At 67.7% G+C, this 16,863-nt stretch carries 17 protein-coding genes, 1 other RNA gene and 1 pseudogene; 5 read left to right on the plus strand and 14 right to left on the minus strand.

What is annotated here, in order from left to right; translation table 11 throughout:
- The first annotated feature begins 61 nt into the window (after positions 1-61).
- Positions 62-1,246: an acyl-CoA dehydrogenase gene (locus tag AC07UH_RS08925; protein WP_495180079.1), complete on the plus strand. Its 1,185-nt coding sequence runs from the start codon at positions 62-64 to the stop codon at positions 1,244-1,246.
- Between the two features lie 27 nt (positions 1,247-1,273).
- The gene (locus AC07UH_RS08930) at positions 1,274-2,413 is read left to right on the plus strand and encodes a CaiB/BaiF CoA transferase family protein (RefSeq protein ID WP_495180078.1); all 1,140 of its coding nucleotides are present in this window, start codon (positions 1,274-1,276) and stop codon (positions 2,411-2,413) included.
- On the opposite strand, the pseudogene AC07UH_RS08935 reads toward AC07UH_RS08930, so the two are convergent.
- Positions 2,398-2,823, minus strand: a pseudogene (locus AC07UH_RS08935) (DODA-type extradiol aromatic ring-opening family dioxygenase); the annotation flags it as partial. The gene AC07UH_RS08930 and the pseudogene AC07UH_RS08935 sit on opposite strands and share 16 nt — an antisense overlap.
- A 362-nt stretch (positions 2,824-3,185) precedes the next feature.
- On the opposite strand from AC07UH_RS08935, the gene AC07UH_RS08940 reads away from it, so the two are divergent.
- The 3 genes from AC07UH_RS08940 (at position 3,186) to AC07UH_RS08950 (ending at position 5,395) form a co-directional block, all read left to right on the plus strand.
- The gene (locus AC07UH_RS08940) at positions 3,186-3,758 is read left to right on the plus strand and encodes a (2Fe-2S)-binding protein (protein WP_495180077.1); all 573 of its coding nucleotides are present in this window, start codon (positions 3,186-3,188) and stop codon (positions 3,756-3,758) included.
- A 91-nt stretch (positions 3,759-3,849) separates the two neighbouring features.
- The gene (locus tag AC07UH_RS08945) at positions 3,850-4,647 is read left to right on the plus strand and encodes an RcnB family protein (RefSeq protein ID WP_495180076.1); all 798 of its coding nucleotides are present in this window, start codon (positions 3,850-3,852) and stop codon (positions 4,645-4,647) included.
- Between the two features lie 64 nt (positions 4,648-4,711).
- Entirely contained in the window at positions 4,712-5,395 is a 684-nt protein-coding gene (locus AC07UH_RS08950) for a 2OG-Fe(II) oxygenase (RefSeq protein WP_038659861.1), read from the plus strand.
- A 10-nt stretch (positions 5,396-5,405) separates the two neighbouring features.
- Here AC07UH_RS08950 and ffs read toward each other — a convergent pair.
- From ffs to tsf, 13 genes are all read right to left on the minus strand, one after another.
- Positions 5,406-5,503: signal recognition particle sRNA small type (gene ffs, locus AC07UH_RS08955), an RNA gene on the minus strand.
- Positions 5,504-5,549: 46 nt separating this feature from the next.
- On the minus strand, positions 5,550-5,870 hold the full coding sequence (locus AC07UH_RS08960; protein ID WP_495180480.1) for a PilZ domain-containing protein: 321 nt from the start codon (positions 5,868-5,870) through the stop codon (positions 5,550-5,552).
- Positions 5,871-5,917: 47 nt separating this feature from the next.
- On the minus strand, positions 5,918-6,151 hold the full coding sequence (gene rpmE / locus AC07UH_RS08965) for a 50S ribosomal protein L31 (RefSeq protein WP_037535430.1): 234 nt from the start codon (positions 6,149-6,151) through the stop codon (positions 5,918-5,920).
- 185 nt (positions 6,152-6,336) lie between these two features.
- Positions 6,337-6,786 carry a 3-hydroxyacyl-ACP dehydratase FabZ gene (fabZ, locus tag AC07UH_RS08970; RefSeq protein ID WP_038659868.1) on the minus strand — a complete coding sequence of 150 codons (450 nt, stop codon included), beginning with the start codon at positions 6,784-6,786 and terminating at the stop codon, positions 6,337-6,339.
- A 46-nt stretch (positions 6,787-6,832) separates the two neighbouring features.
- Positions 6,833-7,570, minus strand: a complete 738-nt coding sequence (locus AC07UH_RS08975) for an OmpH family outer membrane protein (RefSeq protein WP_038659872.1) — start codon at positions 7,568-7,570, stop codon at positions 6,833-6,835.
- Positions 7,570-10,404, minus strand: a complete 2,835-nt coding sequence (gene bamA / locus AC07UH_RS08980) for an outer membrane protein assembly factor BamA (RefSeq protein WP_495180075.1) — start codon at positions 10,402-10,404, stop codon at positions 7,570-7,572. Before bamA ends, AC07UH_RS08975 begins: the two co-directional genes overlap by 1 nt.
- An 80-nt stretch (positions 10,405-10,484) precedes the next feature.
- On the minus strand, positions 10,485-11,618 hold the full coding sequence (gene rseP, locus AC07UH_RS08985; RefSeq protein ID WP_038659878.1) for an RIP metalloprotease RseP: 1,134 nt from the start codon (positions 11,616-11,618) through the stop codon (positions 10,485-10,487).
- A 13-nt stretch (positions 11,619-11,631) separates the two neighbouring features.
- On the minus strand, positions 11,632-12,807 hold the full coding sequence (locus AC07UH_RS08990) for a 1-deoxy-D-xylulose-5-phosphate reductoisomerase (RefSeq protein WP_495180074.1): 1,176 nt from the start codon (positions 12,805-12,807) through the stop codon (positions 11,632-11,634).
- A gap of 1 nt (position 12,808) precedes the next feature.
- Positions 12,809-13,600, minus strand: coding sequence for a phosphatidate cytidylyltransferase (locus AC07UH_RS08995; protein ID WP_495180073.1), 792 nt, complete (start codon positions 13,598-13,600; stop codon positions 12,809-12,811).
- Positions 13,597-14,346: an isoprenyl transferase gene (locus AC07UH_RS09000; protein WP_495180072.1), complete on the minus strand. Its 750-nt coding sequence runs from the start codon at positions 14,344-14,346 to the stop codon at positions 13,597-13,599. The genes AC07UH_RS08995 and AC07UH_RS09000 overlap by 4 nt, the downstream gene beginning before the upstream one ends.
- Positions 14,343-14,900, minus strand: coding sequence for a ribosome recycling factor (frr, locus tag AC07UH_RS09005; protein ID WP_038659886.1), 558 nt, complete (start codon positions 14,898-14,900; stop codon positions 14,343-14,345). The genes AC07UH_RS09000 and frr overlap by 4 nt, the downstream gene beginning before the upstream one ends.
- A gap of 3 nt (positions 14,901-14,903) precedes the next feature.
- Complete coding sequence (gene pyrH / locus AC07UH_RS09010) at positions 14,904-15,635, minus strand: UMP kinase (RefSeq protein ID WP_038659889.1); 732 nt, start codon at positions 15,633-15,635, stop codon at positions 14,904-14,906.
- A gap of 207 nt (positions 15,636-15,842) precedes the next feature.
- Positions 15,843-16,778, minus strand: a complete 936-nt coding sequence (tsf, locus tag AC07UH_RS09015) for a translation elongation factor Ts (RefSeq protein WP_038659892.1) — start codon at positions 16,776-16,778, stop codon at positions 15,843-15,845.
- Positions 16,779-16,863: the final 85 nt, after the last annotated feature.

A 16,863-nucleotide genomic window follows, 5' to 3' on the forward strand; every position in this document is an offset into this window, starting at 1 on the left:
GGGGAGGAGCTTGCGTCGCTCACCGTCCTCCCGTACCGCACCTTCAAAAGGAGACGATGCGATGGCCGGCATGGGCAAGTTCGACTGGGCCGATCCCTTCCTGCTCGACGATCAGTTGAGCGAGGACGAGCGGATGATCCGCGATACTGCGCGCGGTTATGCGCAGGACAAGCTTGCGCCGCGGATCGTCGAGGCGTTCCGCACCGAACACACCGATCCCGCGATCTTCCGCGAAATGGGCGAGCTCGGCCTGCTCGGGCCGACGCTGCCCGAAGAATATGGCGGCGTCGGCGCGGGTTACGTCGCCTACGGACTGGTGGCGCGCGAGGTCGAGCGGATCGATTCGGGCTATCGCTCGATGATGAGCGTGCAGTCGAGCCTCGTGATGTATCCGATCTTTGCCTACGGCTCGGAGGATCAGAAGCGCGCCTTCCTGCCCAAGCTGGCGAGCGGCGAATATATCGGCTGTTTCGGGCTGACCGAGCCCGATGCCGGTTCCGATCCCGGCGGGATGACGACGCGGGCGCGCAAGGTCGATGGCGGCTATGTCCTCTCCGGCGCCAAGACCTGGATTTCGAACAGTCCGATCGCCGACGTCTTCGTCGTCTGGGCCAAGTCGGACGCGCATGATGGCGCGATCCGCGGCTTCGTGCTCACCAAGGACATGAAGGGGCTGTCCGCGCCGAAGATCGAGGGCAAGCTCTCCCTGCGCGCCTCGATCACCGGCGGCATCGTGATGGTGGATGTCGAGGTCGGCGAGGATGCGCTGCTGCCCGGCGTCGAGGGATTGAAGGGGCCGTTCGGTTGCCTCAACCGCGCGCGCTACGGGATCAGCTGGGGCGCGCTCGGCGCGGCGGAGTTCTGCTTCCATGCGGCGAGGCAATACGGCCTCGACCGCAAGCAGTTCGGCACGCCGCTCGCCGGACGGCAGCTCTACCAGAAGAAGCTCGCCGATATGGAGACCGAGATCGCGCTCGGGTTGCAGGCGTCGCTGCGCGTCGGGCGGCTGATGGACGAAGGCCGGTTCGCGCCGGAGATGGTCAGCCTCGTCAAGCGCAACAACGTCGGCAAGGCGCTGGAGATCGCGCGGATGAGCCGCGACATGCACGGCGGCAACGGCATCTCGGGCGAATATCAGGTGATGCGCCATATGATGAACCTCGAGACGGTGAACACCTATGAGGGCGCGCACGACGTCCACGCGCTGATCCTCGGCCGCGCGATCACCGGGATAGCGGCGTTTTGAACCTGCGGCTGGCGCAGGAGCAGCGCGGTGGCTGACCACCCGCTGGCCGGGCTCAAGGTGCTCGAACTCGCGCGTATCCTCGCCGGCCCGTGGGCGGGACAGGTGCTCGCCGATCTCGGTGCCGAGGTCACCAAGATCGAGAGTCCTGCGGGCGACGACACGCGGACGTGGGGGCCGCCGTTCGTCGACTATGACGACGGCACGCGCGACGCCGCCTATTTCCACGCCTGCAACCGCGGCAAGACCAGCCACGTCATCGACTTCACCACCGCCGAAGGGCAGCAGCGGGTCCGCGCGCTCGCCGCCGACGCCGATGTGCTGATCGAGAATTTCAAGGTCGGCGGGCTGGTCAAATACGGGCTCGATTATGCCAGCCTGTCGGCGCTCAACCCGCGCCTCGTCTATTGTTCGATCACCGGCTTCGGCCAGGACGGCCCCTATGCGCCGCGCGCCGGCTATGACTTCATCGTCCAGGGGATGAGCGGGATGATGGACCTGACCGGCGATCCCGACGGCGCGCCGCAGAAGATCGGCGTCGCGATGGCCGATATCACCACCGGCCTGTATGCGGTGATCGCGATCCAGGCGGCGCTGGCGATGCGCGAGCGGACCGGGCGCGGCCAGTGGATCGACATGGCGCTGCTCGACACGATGACCGGGGTGCTCGCCAATCAGGCGGCGAATTACTTCGCCAGCGGCGTCACGCCGGCACGCGTCGGCAACGCGCATCTCAACGTCTGCCCCTATGCGGTGTTCGAGACCGCGGACGGCTGGTTCATCCTCGCGGTCGGCAACGACGGCCAGTTCCGGCGCTTCTGCGCCGTCGTCGGGCTGAATGCCGACGATCCGCGCTATGCGACCAACGCGTTGCGGCTGGAACATAAGGTGCCGCTGTTCGCCGCGATCACCGCCGCGACGCGGACCTTCGCACGCGACGACCTGCTCGGCGGGCTGGAGGCGGCGGGCGTGCCGGCGGGGCCGATCAATACCGTCGAACAGGCGCTCACCGATCCGCAGGTGCTGGCGCGGGGCATGGTGCTCGACCAGCCGCCGATCCGCGGGCTGCGGACGCCGATCCGCTTTTCCGACGCCGCGCTCGCCACCGACCGGCCGGCGCCGCGGCTGGGCGCGGGCGACCGCGCCGATGCGGCTCAGCCGAAGCGATAGGCCGACACCGCCCAGCCGAGCACGACGTCGTTATAGTCGCATATCGCCGCCGCCTCGCCGCCTGCACCGAGCGCGACCATCAGCGGCAGCAGATGCTCGGCCTCGGGATGGGCGAAGCGGGCGTGCGGCAGGCTTTCGTAGTCGATCACCCGCGCCGCGCGGCGGGCGGGATCGGGATCGGTGACCGCGTCGGTGAGCGCCGCGTCCCATGCGGCGGCGACCGGCGTCACCTGCGGCCCGCGGGCACGCAGATTGTGGAAGCTCATCCCCGATCCGACGATCAGCACGCCTTCGTCGCGGAGCGGCGCGAGCGCCCGCCCGATCGCGACATGCGCCGCCGGGTCGAGGTCGGCGCGCAGCGTCAGTTGCGCCAGCGGAATGGTGGCGGCGGGGTCGGCGACCATCATCGGGTCGTGCCGCAATCATCTGGATCGAACCGCGGCGTTTCGCCTTCGCCGAATCGACATTCGAGGTCGTCGACGGAAATTCGTCCCCCGCCATGGCAGGGCTATCGCATATGGCTGCGGTGATGAGGCTCGATCGGTTTCCTCATCAGGTCCGTCACCCCGGACTCGTTCCGGGGTCCACCGGGCCGCAAGGGAATGGTGTCGAATCCGGCCTTTCTCCTCGCCGCAGGGTGGACCCCGGAACGAGTCCGGGGTGACGGGGTGGGTTTGGAAGACGACAGACTCGCACAAGCCTCCATATGCGATTGCCCTCCCCCGCCAAGGGGAGGAATTTGATTGAATGTCGATCCGCTCTAAGAGGCGCCATGTCGCGCCTCACGGTCAACAACCAGCCGGTCGAATACCGGCTCGATCCCGCCACGCCCCTGCTGTGGGCGTTGCGCGACGCCTCGAACCTGACCGGGACGAAATATGGCTGTGGCACCGGCGATTGCGGCGCGTGCACGGTGGATGTCGACGGGCGCGCGGTGCTGTCGTGCCGGGTCGCGATCGGATCGGTCGAGGGCAGCTACGTCACCACGATCGAGGGCCTGTCGCGCGAGCGCAACCATCCGCTGCAACTCGCCTTCATCGCCGCCAACGTGCCGCAATGCGGCTTCTGCATCCCCGGCATCGTCATGGCCGCCGCGGTGCTGCTCAAGCGCAGTCCCGATCCCAGCAAGGCCGATATCCGCGGCGCGATCCGCAACCTGTGCCGCTGCGGCATCTATCCGCGGCTGATTGAGGCGATCCAGCGTGCCGGTCGGGCCGCCCTCGGCGAGGAGACGATTCCCGCCGGCGCGCGACCCGGTATCGATCCCGCCGATGCGGCGCGCGTCGTCCCGGCGCTCGTGCCCCCGCCGGCCGACGCCGCGCGCGACAAGCTGTCGGAACGCTGACGATCCAATTCAGCTTCGTCACATCGCGTCGTCGCTAGAAGGAGTCATCATCGGAGTCGGCTCGTGCGCCGGCGGGTTGAGGACGAACAGGATGAAGACCGTGATCAAGGCGTTGCTGGCGGCATCGATGCTGATGCCGGTGGCCGCGCAGGCGCAGGACGGACGCGGCGGCTGGGACCAGCGCGGGCCGGGGCCGGACCGCGGCCCACGCCCGGATGCCGGGCCGCGGCCGGAGCCCTCAGGCGATCGCGGATGGCAGGGCCAGGGACGCGCCGAGCGGCCGCAGCCGGGCGACTTCGGGCCGGATCGTGGTCCGCCGCCACCGCGCGAGCGGCGCGACGATGGTCCGGGGCGCGGCCCCGGCGATGGGGGACCGGGCTTTCGCGACGACCGTCCCGATCGCGGGCCGCGGCCGGATCGCGACGACCCGCGTCCTGATCGCGGCCCCAACGTCGGCTGGGGCAATGTCGGCCGCGGCAACGTCGGCCGTGCCGACGACGGCCGCGGCTGGGACGAGCGCCGGTTCGACGATCGCGGCCCGGCGGCGCGCGACTGGCGTGCGGGGCAACGGGGCGGCGCCTGGGACCGGCGCTGGCGCGACGACGACCGGTATGACTGGAACCGCTATCGCGCGGTGAACCGCGGCGCCTATCGCCTGCCGCGCTATTACGCGCCGTCGGGGTGGGGCCGCGGCTATCGCCGGTTCGGGGTCGGCGTGCCGCTGTCGCCGGTGTTGTTCAGCCGCGCCTATTGGATCGGCGATCCCTATGCCTATCGCCTGCCCGAGGCCTATGGTCCGTATCGCTGGGTGCGCTATTATGACGATGCGCTACTGGTCGACCTGCGCAGCGGGCTGGTGATCGATACGGTGTACGGCATCTTCTATTGATCGGGCGGGGCGTTACCCTGCTTTGACGGTTGTCTTTGCGGCGCGGCGACGGCATTTTCCCGCCATGTTCGCCCGTCGCAAAGCGCCCGCCCCTTCCCCGCTGCGCCAGCAGGCCGGTGCCCGCGTCGCGCAGCGGCTCGACGCCAATCCCGCCGTCGTCCGGGCCGAGGTGCCGGCGATCCAGATCTATTATCAGCTCGATTTCCTCGATGCGGCGCAATGCGCGACGCTGATCGCAATGATCGACGCCAACCGCCGGCCGTCGTCGCTGCTGTCGGATCGTGCCGACCCCGGCTTCCGCACCAGCGAGAGCTGCGACATGAACCGCTATGCGCCCGAGGTGCAGCCGATCGACGAGGCGATCGCCGCACTGCTCGGCCTGCCTGCCGACCATGGCGAGACGCTGCAGGGCCAGCGCTATGCCGCCGGACAGCAATTCCGCGCGCATCACGACTATTTCCACGAGACCGAGAGCTATTGGGAGCAGATGCAGGCGTCCGGCGGGCAGCGGACGTGGACGACGATGATCTACCTCAACGACGTCGCCGAGGGTGGCGCGACCTGGTTTCCACAGGCCGGGTTCAAGATCGCGCCGCGGCAGGGGCTGCTGCTCGCCTGGAACAACATGAACCCCGACGGCACGCCCAATACGGCGACGCTGCACGAGGGGACGGCGGTGGTGGAGGGGACGAAATATATCGTCACCAAGTGGTTCCGCGAGCGTTCCTGGCTCAAGCGGTCCAATTGACCCGATGCTATAGGGTGGGAGCCGGGACGACCCGCGGCGAAATCGTTGCGGCTGCTTCCTTCCGGACCTGACCGGGTTGGCGACGACCACGTCCGCCCGACTCCCGCGCAAGCCTATGGCGACGTCGGGCCGCGGGATCAAGGGGTGAGTTGGATCAACGCCCTGCCCGATTCAACGCGACGAGCTTTTCGAACACGTCGAGATCGAGCGCCTGTTTGAAGCGGCAGCCGGCCGCGAAATCCTCGGCCCAGCGGACCTCGGCGGCGATCGGCGCTTCGCCGGACAGCGTCAGCCAGATCATGCTGTGGCGGGTCAGCGGACAATAGGTCTGGAGGCGTGCGCCGTGGATCGAGATGTCCACGACCTTGCACAAGGCGCGGTTGGCCTTGCCGATATCGCCATCGAACGAAACCGGCGTGCGCGAGGCGCGACGCCGGCCGTAGGTCAGTGCAGGTTCGAACTCTGCCGCGAACATAGCCACGGTCTATCCAGACCATGGTTATGTTCGCGTTAACGCGCTGATCAGCTCTTGCGGAGCGTGAGACCGCCGCCGAAGCGCTTGTTGAAGCGGGCGACCTGGCCGCCGGCGTCGAGCATCGTGCCGCGACCACCGGTCCACGCCGGATGCGCCAGCGGATCGATGTCGAGCTGCATCGTGTCGCCTTCCTTGCCCCAGGTGGAGCGGGTCTCGAACACGGTACCGTCGGTCATCTGGACCTTGATCATGTGGTAGTCGGGATGGGTATCTTTCTTCACGTCACGATGCTCCGGATGCGGCTGGTTCCGACCAGCCTGGAAGGGAAGCGGCGCCCGTAGAGGAGCGCCGCGGGATTGTCAAAATGTGATGCCTTCCCCCGTTCGTGCTGAGCCTGTCGAAGCACAGGTGGGTCTCACCTACCCTTCGACAGGCTCAGGGCAAACGGAGGGGGCCGGTCCGATGCTCAGGCTTTGGGCGGGTCGGCGATCATCGCGGTGAAATTGGCTTCGGCGACGACCTGGCCGTCGATCTTCGCGACGCCGGCGAATTTGCACACCGAGCTGCGCTTCTGGACGAAGGTCGCCTCCAGCCGCAACAGCACGCCCGGTTCGACCGGCTTGCGGAACTTGGCGCCGTCGATCGCCATGAAATAGACGAGCTTGCCCGAGCCGGCGAGGCCGAGACTCTCGACCGCGAGGATGCCGGCGGCCTGCGCCAGCGCCTCGACGATCAACACGCCCGGCATGATCGGCCGACCGGGGAAATGCCCCTGGAAGAAGCCTTCGTTGATCGTCACCGCCTTGATCGCCGCGATCGACCGGTCGAGGATGATCTCCTCGACCCGGTCGACCAGCAGCATCGGGTAGCGATGCGGCAGGGCCGCCATGACCCGCCCGATATCGAGCGGCCCCATGGTCGTGCCCTGCTGCTGGGGTGCGTCGTCGCTCACCCGTGCAGCCTTAGCGGCCCTGCGGCGTGGCGCGCGGCGCGGCGCCGGCGGCCGGTGCCGGGGTGCCGGCGGCGGGAGCGGGTGCGCCGGCCTGCTGACGACGGGCGGCGTTCGCATAGACGAGCTGGCGATATTGCTGCAGCAACTCGACGGTCTGCTGCTGTGGCTGCCAGTTCGCCGGCGGGGTGATCGAGACGGTCGGCGTCGAACGGTCGAGCTCGGCGATGATGTCGCGGGTCACGTCGGTCGCCGGCGGCGCATACTGGATAGCGTTGGGCGCGAGCACGACGGTGATCTTCTTCGCGGCGACGACGGCACGCAGCGCCGGATCGTATTTGGCGGTGATCTGCTCGAGCGCATAGGCCTGCGCCTTGATCGCCGGACCCTGCAGCGATTCGATGTTCGGCTGCGCCTTCTGCTGCGCGGCACGGACCTGGTTGCCGATCGCGCTGTTCTGCGCCTCGGCGGCGGCGGCTTCGGCCTGGCTGACCTGGCCGTCCTTGTTGGTGTCGAGCAGCGTGCGCAGCTGCGTGTTCAGCGCGGTCTGCGCCGCAGCGGCCTGATCGAGCTGGGTCTTGTAGGTGGTCGAGATCTGCTGGTTGGCAGCGTCGAACGCCTTGGCGCTGAAGATCGCCGCATCGGCCTGCGCCGTGGCGATACCGGCCGTCTGCGCGGTCGCGGCGCCGGCCGCCAGCGCGATCGAGGCGCCGGCGAGTGCCGCCAGCGAGGTCTTGGTGATCGTCTTCATTAAAACTGAGTCCCCACGTTGAAGGTAATAAGCTTGGGATCGTCACCCTTCTGCGTGACGAGCGCCTTGGCAAGGTCGATCCGCAACGGACCGAATGGCGAAGTCCAGTTGACGCCGACGCCGATGCTGACGCGCGGCGTCGCACTGCTGGCGTAATAGGTTTCCTTGAACGGCGAAATCGGCGACTGATAGCCGATTGCGTTGGTCGAGCTGCCGGCGCAGACGCCGCCCAGCGTTTCCGAATAGCCGATCGCGCAGGTCGTGTAAGCACCCGCTCCTGCCGTCGCCCCGGTCGGCACCTGGTAGAGCTGGCGACCCGACGAATCGAGCAGCAGGCGCTGGATCGGCAGTACGGTGACGTTGCCTGCGGCGTCGGTGATCGTCGGGAAGTTCGCGGTCGGCAGCGGCCGGGTCAGGCCGAACAGGCTGCCCGCCTGGACGTAGATCGACGGACGCAGGCCGAGTTCGCGCGCGCCGGCACCCAAGGGGATCTCCAGCTCGGCGCGGGCGAGATAGTAAGCACGACCGCCGAGCGCGTCGTCGACGAGCTGGTCGCGATCGGTGACGAGGATCTGCTTACCCGTCGTGGTATCGACGGTATATTGCTGGCGCTGGACGCGCGGACCGACGCCGCGGATGTCGAAGCCGCGGAACTGCGGTTCGCCGAGATAGAAGCGATCGGTGATGCGGATGCGGTCGACGCCCTCGCCGCGACTGCCTTCGAGCGACTTGATATAGCCCGCCTCGCCGACCAGCGAGCCGATGAAGCCCGAGCCGACGTTGACGAACTTCGAGCCTTCGAGCCGGGTGCGGATGTACTTCACGTCGCCACCGAGACCGGCGAAATCCTGGCTGAAGCTGAGCCGCTGACCCGCGGTCGGGCGCAGGCGGCTGTTGAGGCTGTCGTAGATCAGCGAATAGCCGACCGACGAGGTCCAGCGGTTGCCGATCGCCTCGCAGAGATAGCGGCCGGCCTTGAGCGGGTCGCAGGCGCCGTCGGTGAAATAGGTCGACTGGTCGAGCCCGACCTCGTCGTAGGACAGGCCGTAGCGGCCGGCGAGCGACCAATATTCGGTCAGCGGCACGCCCATGCGGACCTGGAAGCCGGTCGACACCTGCGAATAGGTCGTCTGGCGCTGCGTACCGATATAGTTGAACGAATTATAGTCGCGGCGGAACACGTCGACGCCGACCGCGACGTTCTTGTCGAACAGATAGGGCTCGGTGAAGCCCAGCTCGACCGACTTCGAATAGGTCGAGTAATTGACGCCGGCACGCAGCACCTGCCCCTTGCCGCGGAAGTTGTTCTGCGTGATGTTGGCCTGGATGATGAAGCGTTCGAGGCTGGAATAGCCGACCGAGAGCTGGAGCTCGCCGGTGCTCTTCTCTTCGAGCGTGGTATCGAGGATGATGCGATCCGGGGTCGAGCCGGGGGTCTGCTTGATCTCCATCTTGTCCTGGAAGAAGCCCAGCGAGTTGATGCGATCCTGCGAGCGCTTGACCTGGAAGCTGTTGAACGCGTCGCCCTCGGCGAGACGGATCTCGCGACGGACGACCTTGTCCTGCGTCTGCGTGTTGCCGTTGATATCGATTCGCTCGACATAGGTGCGCTGCGCCTGCGCGATGTGGAAGTTCAGCCCCATCGTCAGCGTGTCGGCGTCGCGCGCATAATCGGGCTGCACGTCGGTGAAGGCGTAGCCGAACAGGCCGGCTGCCTCGCTCAACTGATCGATCGACGTCTCGACCAGCTTGGCGTTGTACCAGTCGCCCTTCTTGACCGGCAGCGACGCCGCCAGCTTCTTGTTGTCGAAGTCGCGGATCTCACTGTCGACGGTGACGTCGCCGAACTTGTAGCGCTTACCCTCTTCGACCACATAGGTAATGATGAAGTCGCGCTTGTCCGGGGTCAGCTCGGCGACCGCCGAGGTGACGCGGAAATCGGCATAGCCTTCGGTCAGATAGAATTGCCGCAGCTTCTGCTGGTCGTAATTCAGGCGATCCTGATCGTAGGAGGTGTTGGACGAGAGCAGGCGGAACCAGCGCGATTCCTTGGTGACCATCTCGCCGCGCAGCTTGCCGTCGTTGAAGATCTCGTTGCCGATGATGTTGATCTGGCGGACCTTGGACTTCGGCCCCTCGGTGATCTCGAACACCACGTCGACGCGATTCTGGTCGAGGCTGACCATCTTCGGGCTGATCACCGCGGCGAAACGGCCCTGGCGGCGATACAGTTCGATGATCCGCGACACGTCCTGGCGGACCGCGGTGCGGGTGAAGATCTGCCGCGGCGCGAGCTTGATCTCCTTGGTGATCTTGTCGCTCTTGAGCGCCTTGTTGCCCTCGAGGATCACGCGGTTGATGATCGGATTCTCGCGGATGCGCAGCACGATGTCGCCGGTCTCGACGCCCGAGATCGAGAAGTCGACGAACAGGTCCGACGCCTGCAGGTCCTTCAACGCCTGATCGAGCGTCTCGGCGGTATAGGGGATGCCGACGCGCAGCTTGGTATAGGACAGCACCGTCTCGGGTTCGATCCGCTGCGAACCCTCGACGCGCAGCGTCTTGATCGTGCGTGCCACGGCCGGAGTCGCAGCCTGCGCCGTCGCCGGAGCGGCCGGGGCAGCGGGCGTGCGGGCGGCGCGGGCCGGCGTGCGCCCGGTGGCGGGTGCGCGGGTGGGGGCCGGCGTCGGTGTCGCGGCGGGCGAGTCGGCGGCCGGCGCGGCGGGCTGCTGCGCCGCCGGTTCGGGCGCGGTCTGCGCCATCGCCGGCATGCCCGACAGCATCGTGCCGGCCAGCAACGCGGCGCTCACCGGCGCGAACTTGGTACTCTTCATCGCTGTCACTCAACCCACCCCAAATACGTCAGGATACCAATATCCGCCGGGACGCAAGCGCCTGCCCTGCCCCAAGCCGGTCAGCCGATCAAGCCGGCCAGCCGCTGCCACAGACCGACTGCACTCAAATCGTTGAAGGTCACGATCAGCATCAGCGCCAATACCGCGGCGAGTCCACCACGGAATGCCCATTCCTGCACCCTGGGTTCGAGGGGCCGGCGGCGGATCGCCTCGATCGCATAGAAGAAGAGGTGTCCGCCATCGAGCATGGGTACTGGCAGCAGATTGATGAACCCCAGATTGATCGACAGCATCGCCACCAGCCAGACGAACGCCGACACGCCGAGCGCCATCTGTTCGCCCGAGATCTTGGCGATGCGGATCGGGCCGCCGAGTTCGTCGATCGAGCGGCGGCCGCTGATGATCTGGCCGAGCGTCTCGAGCGTGCCCGAGATGATGTCGACGGTCATCCGCACGCCTGCCGCGGGCGCCTCGGCGAGGCCGACCGGCGCGAGCACGGGATCGCCGCTGCCGATGCCGATCCGACCGATGCGATATTCGTTGCCGAAGCGGTCGCGCTGGTGGACGACGCCGATCGCGAGCGGGCGGTCGAACGTCGTGCCGCCGCGCACGACGCGCAACGTCACCTGCTCGCCCGGCCGGATCAGCGCATAGCGCGCGACGTCGGTGAAGGTCTGGATGGCGCGGCCGTCGATCGACAGGATGCGATCCCCCGGTTGCAGGCCCGCCTTCGCGCCGGGGGCGCCGGCGATCACCGTGCCGACCACCGCCGGAGTCCGGTCGACGCCATAATGATGCGCGAAACCGGCGAGGATCAACACCGCGAGGATCAGGTTGATCGCCGGCCCGGCGGCGACGATGATCGCCCGCTGCCAAAGGGGCTTGGCCTGGAAGGTCAGCGCGCGTTCGGCGGCGGGGAGCGCCAGCCACGCGGCATCGGGCTGGCTTGCCGGGTTCATGTCGCCAGCGAAGCGGACATAGCCGCCGAGCGGCAGCCAGCCGAATTTCCAGCGAGTGCCGCGCGAATCGGTGATCCCCGCGATCTCGCGCCCGAAGCCGATCGAAAAGGCCTCCGCCTTCACGCCGAACAGCCGGCCGGCGAGATAATGGCCCATCTCGTGGATGAAGACGAGCGGGCCGATCGCGCAGAGGAACGCGAGTACGGCCATCAGAACGCCGGGAGACTGGATCAAGCTAGGCAATCCTTCACGCGCGAACCCTTACACGCCCCTTAGCATGGTCCCGAATACGCTCGTCCGCCATTCGTCGCGCCTCGCCGTCGATGGTGAGGACCGCCTCCAGCGTCTCCGGAGCCGGCGGATCGTAATGATCCAGCGTATCGGCGACGATTGCGGCAATTTCGAGGAAGCCGATACGCCGGTCGAGAAACGCGGCGACGGCAATCTCGTTGGCGGCGTTGAGGATGGCAGGACGCGCGCCGCCCGCCTCCAGCGCGTCGCGCGCCAGCTTGATCGCCGGGAAGCGGACGGGATCGCACGTCTCGAAGTCGAGCCGGCCGATCGCGACGAGGTCGAGCGGCGCCATCGGCGTCGCCATCCGCTCGGGCCAGGCGAGCGTATGCGCGATCGGCACGCGCATGTCGGAGGGGCCGAGCTGCGCGAGCATCGAGCCGTCGACGTAATCGACCATCGAATGGATCACCGACTGGCGGTGCATCACCACCTCGATCCGTTCGTGCGGCACCGGGAAGAGGCGCGCCGCCTCGATCAGTTCGAGGCCCTTGTTCATCATCGTCGCGCTGTCGATGCTGATCTTGGCGCCCATCGACCAATTGGGATGCGCGACCGCCTGTTCGACGGTGACGTCCGCCATCTGCTCACGCGACCAGTCGCGGAACGGGCCGCCGCTGGCGGTGAGGATGATGCGTCGCACCCCCTCGGGCCGGGCGAAGTCGAAACATTGGTAGATGGCGTTATGTTCGCTGTCCGCGGGCAGCAGCGTCGCCCCCGAGCGCGCCGCGGCGGCGAGGATCACCTCGCCCGCCGACACCAAAGGCTCCTTGTTGGCGAGCACCACCGTGCCGCCGTGGCGGATCGCCGCCATGACGGGTTCGAGCCCGGCACAACCGACGATCGCGCCCATCGTCCAGTCGGCGCCCGCGGCGGCGTCGCAGATCGCCTGCCGTCCCGCGGCGACCTGCGTGGTGGTGCTGGCGAGCGCGTCGCGCAATGCAGGCAGGCAGGATTCGTCGGCGACCACCGCGAGTTCCGCCCCGGTGCGGCGCGCAGCGGCGGCGAGCTTGCCGACGTCGCCATTCGCGGTGAGCGCGCGGACCCTGAAACGGTCGGGTTCGCGCTCGACGAGATCGAGCGTGGAGGTGCCGACCGAGCCGGTCGCACCGAGGATGGAGACGGTTTTCATATCAGAAGGCGAGCGGCACGACGACGAGCAGCGCCGCGACCGGCATAACCGGGACGACGCCGTCGAGACGGTCGAGGAAGCCGCCGTGGCCGGGGATGACGCTGCCCGAATCCTTGACGCCGGCGCGGCGCTTGAGGTGGCTCTCGTAGAGGTCGCCGGCCTGCGCGAGGATCGCGAGCAGCGGCGTCGCGATCACGAAGCGCAACGGGAGAAGGTAGACCTGGCCCATCACCGCGGCGACGACCGTCGCCAGCACGATGCCGCCGATCAGGCCGGCCCAGGTCTTGTTGGGACTGACCCGCGGCGCGAGCTTGGGGCCGCCGATGCTGCGCCCGGCGAAATAGGCACCGATGTCGGTCGCCCAGACGAGGCTCAGCGCCCATAAAGCGTTGCGCAGGCCATCGGGTTCGTGGCGGATCAGCAGCAGCGCGTAGATCGGCAGGCCGCAATAGAGCACGCCGGCGCCCAGTTGCGGGCGGCGGCTGATGATCGTCAGGAAGAAGAAGGCGCCGACCAGCAGCCCGAGCGCGAAGAAATCAGGGCCGGCGGCAAGCGGACACATGATCGCGAGCGGCACCGACAGGACATATTGGCCGAGCCGCTTGGTCTTCGAATCGGCGCCGTGGAGGTCACTCCACTCCGCCATCATGAAGACGCCGAGGGTGACGGCGAGCAGCCAGAAGACGAAGCCGCCGAATGCCAGCGCGACCAGCGCGAGCGCGATCAGGGCCAGACCGGTAAGCGTACGGGTCGCAAGCTCCGAGGGGCGCTTGCCGGCGGGCGCGTCGCTCACAGGCCGCCGTAGCGCCGCTGGCGCTGCCCGAAGGCGGCGATGGCGTCGCCGAGCGTGTCGGCGGTGAAATCGGGCCAGAGCGTGTCGACGAACAGCAGCTCGGCATAGGCCGCCTGCCACAGCAGGAAATTGGACAGGCGCTGCTCGCCCGACGAACGGATGACGAGGTCGAGCGGCGGCAGGTCGGCGGTGTCGAGCTCCGCCTCGATATGCTCGGCGGTGATCGCGGCCGCGTCGATCTCGCCCGCGGCGGCGCGTGCGGCGAGCCGGCGGGTGGCGGCGACCAGTTCGGCCTGCGAGCCGTAGTTGAGCGCGATCACCAGGATCGGACCGGTGTTGGCGGCGGTCTTGGCCATCGCATCGTCGACCAGCGCGACCAGATCGGGTGCGAAGCGGCGATAGTCGCCGATGATGCGCAGCCGCACGTTCTCGGCGACCAGCTCGGCGAGGTCGCTGCGGATGAACAGTCGCAGCAGCCCCATCAGCGCGCCGACCTCATCCTCGGGACGGCGCCAGTTCTCGCTGGAGAAAGCGTAGAGCGTCAGCGCCTCGACGCCCATCGCGCGCGCGGCGCGCGTGACGCGGCGCACCGCCTCGACCCCGGCCCTGTGACCGGCGACGCGCGGCAGATGCCGCGCCTTCGCCCAGCGGCCGTTGCCGTCCATGATGATCGCGACGTGACGCGGCACCGGCCCCGTGTCCGGGACCGCCGCCAGCGACGCAACCGAGGCCGCGATCGGACTCACTTTCCGAGGATTTCCTTTTCCTTCGCCGCCGCCGCCGCATCGAGCTCGGCGACCGTCGCGTCGGTGAGCTTCTGCACCTCGGTCTCGTGGCGCTTGCGCTCGTCCTCGCTGATGACGCCCTTCTTCTCGTCGGTCTTCAACGCGTCCATGCCGTCGCGCCGCACGTTGCGGACCGCGATCCGCGCGCCCTCGGCATACTTGCCGGCGAGCTTGGCGAGTTCCTTGCGGCGATCCTCGGTGAGATCGGGGATCGGCAGGCGCAGCGTCTGGCCGTCGTTGATCGGATTGAGGCCGAGGCCGGCGGAGCGGATCGCCTTCTCGACCGGGCCGACGTTCGACTTGTCCCACACCTGCACCGACAGCATGCGCGGCTCGGGTACCGAGACGGTGGCGACCTGCACCAGCGGCATGTGGCTGCCATAGACCTCGACCGTCACCGGATCGAGCAGGGCGGTGGAGGCGCGGCCGGTGCGCAGGCCGTTGAGGTCGTGCTTGAGCGCCTCGACGGCGCCGGCCATCCGGCGCTCGAGATCGGCCTTGTCATAGGCTGCCATGGTCTACTCCTGTTCGTTCTGGACGACCGTCGAGATGCCATCACCGTTGAGAACCGCGGCGAAATTGCCGTGTTCGCGAATGTTGAAGACGACGATCGGAATGTTGTTGTCGCGGCACAGCGCGATCGCGCTGGCGTCCATGACCTTGAGGTCGTCGGACAGCACCTTCGAATAGCTGACCGTGGCATAGCGCGTCGCGGTCGGCACCTTCTTGGGATCAGCATCGTAGACGCCGTCGACCGAAGTGCCCTTGAACAAGGCATCGCACTTCATCTCGGCGGCGCGCAGCGCGGCACCGGAATCGGTGGTGAAGAACGGGCTGCCGACGCCCGCGGCGAAGATCACCACGCGCCCCTTTTCCAGGTGGCGTTCGGCGCGGCGACGGATGAACGGCTCGCACACCGACGCCATCGGGATTGCCGACTGGACGCGCGTTTCGACGCCGATCTGCTCGAGCGCATTCTGCACCGCGAGCGCATTCATCACCGTGGCGAGCATGCCCATGTAGTCGCCGGTCGCGCGTTCCATGCCGCGCGCCGCGCCGGAGATGCCGCGGAAGATGTTGCCACCGCCGACGACGATGCAGAGCTCATAGCCCTGCGCCTTGACGTCGGCGATCTCCTCGGCGACGCGCGCGGTCACGGCGGGATCGATGGACAGGCCACCGCCCTCGCCCATCAGCACTTCGCCGGACAGTTTCAACAAGATGCGTTTGAAGCGCGGCGCGAACGTCATAAGTTCCTATCGCTGGTGGGAGAAAGCGGGTCGGACCTTAGGCCGACGCGCGCGCCGGGGCAACCTTCGCCTGATCGGATCCGGGGTTATGTGCGCCGGTGCAGGATGCCGATCCGCCTGACGGTAATGGCAACGACAAAGGGCGCCGCGCGGGATGCGCGACGCCCTTCGCTGGATGCCATGGCGCGCCGCAGCGCGCCGGCCGGATCAGGCCTTCTGCGCGACGCCCGAGGCGGCGGCGACTTCGGCGGCGAAGTCGGACGTTTCCTTCTCGATGCCCTCGCCGAGCTGGAAGCGGACATAGTCCTTCAGCACGATCGACGCGCCGGCGTCCTTGGCCGCCTTGGCGACGACGTCGCTGATCTTGGTCTTGCCGTCCATGACGAACAGCTGGCTGACCAGCGCATGCTCCTTGCGGAACTTGGCGATGCCGCCCTCGACCATCTTGGCGATGATATCGGCGGGCTTGCCCGATTCGGCGGCCTTTTCGGTCGCGATCGCACGCTCGCGCTCGATCTCGGCCTCGTCGAGGTCTTCCTCGTTGAGCGCCTTCGGGAAGGCCGCGGCGATGTGCATCGCGATCTGCTTGCCGAGACCCTGCAGCACCTCGTCCGAGGCATCCGATTCGAGCGCGACGAGCACGCCGATCTTGCCGAGACCCGGCGACGCCTGGTTGTGGACGTAGGACACGACCGCACCCTGCGACACTTCGAGGCGACGCGCGCGGCGCAGCGACTGGTTCTCGCCGATCGTGGCAATGTTGTTGGTCAGCACTTCGGCGACGGTGGTGCCCGACGGCATCGCCTCGGCCTTCAGCGCCTCGATGTCGCCGCCGGTGGCGAGCGCGATCTGGGTCACTTCACGGACGAACTGCTGGAACTGGTCGTTCTTGGCGACGAAGTCGGTTTCCGAATTGACCTCGACCGCGGCGCCCTTGGTGCCGGCGGTGGCGACGCCGACGAGACCTTCGGCGGCGGTGCGGCTCGACTTCTTCTGCGCGGCGGCGAGGCCCTTGGTGCGCAGCCAGTCCAGCGCGGCGTCCATGTCGCCCGAGGTCTCGTTGAGCGCCTTCTTGCAATCCATCATGCCCGCGCCGCTCTTCTCGCGCAGGTCCTTGACCATCGCTGCGGTGATATCAGCCATGTTGCATATTCCTTGTTCTGAATGTGTTTACGGGCGAGGCAGGGCGCCGCCCTACCCCGCCCGCATGACGGTTCGACGACGGCGG

It is taken from the genome of Sphingomonas sp. GW821-FHT04B01 (genome assembly GCF_059420425.1).

Coding starts and splice junctions, on each gene's coding strand:
- AC07UH_RS08950 (WP_038659861.1), top strand. CDS start 4,712: ATGTTCGCCCGTCGCAAAGCGCCCGCCCCTTCCCCGCTGCGCCAGCAG.
- AC07UH_RS08945 (WP_495180076.1), top strand. CDS start 3,850: ATGAAGACCGTGATCAAGGCGTTGCTGGCGGCATCGATGCTGATGCCG.
- frr (WP_038659886.1), bottom strand. CDS start 14,900: ATGGCAGCCTATGACAAGGCCGATCTCGAGCGCCGGATGGCCGGCGCC.
- pyrH (WP_038659889.1), bottom strand. CDS start 15,635: ATGACGTTCGCGCCGCGCTTCAAACGCATCTTGTTGAAACTGTCCGGC.
- AC07UH_RS08990 (WP_495180074.1), bottom strand. CDS start 12,807: ATGAAAACCGTCTCCATCCTCGGTGCGACCGGCTCGGTCGGCACCTCC.
- fabZ (WP_038659868.1), bottom strand. CDS start 6,786: ATGGGGCCGCTCGATATCGGGCGGGTCATGGCGGCCCTGCCGCATCGC.
- AC07UH_RS08960 (WP_495180480.1), bottom strand. CDS start 5,870: ATGTTCGCGGCAGAGTTCGAACCTGCACTGACCTACGGCCGGCGTCGC.
- AC07UH_RS08975 (WP_038659872.1), bottom strand. CDS start 7,570: ATGAAGACGATCACCAAGACCTCGCTGGCGGCACTCGCCGGCGCCTCG.
- bamA (WP_495180075.1), bottom strand. CDS start 10,404: ATGAAGAGTACCAAGTTCGCGCCGGTGAGCGCCGCGTTGCTGGCCGGC.
- AC07UH_RS08940 (WP_495180077.1), top strand. CDS start 3,186: ATGTCGCGCCTCACGGTCAACAACCAGCCGGTCGAATACCGGCTCGAT.
- tsf (WP_038659892.1), bottom strand. CDS start 16,778: ATGGCTGATATCACCGCAGCGATGGTCAAGGACCTGCGCGAGAAGAGC.
- AC07UH_RS08925 (WP_495180079.1), top strand. CDS start 62: ATGGCCGGCATGGGCAAGTTCGACTGGGCCGATCCCTTCCTGCTCGAC.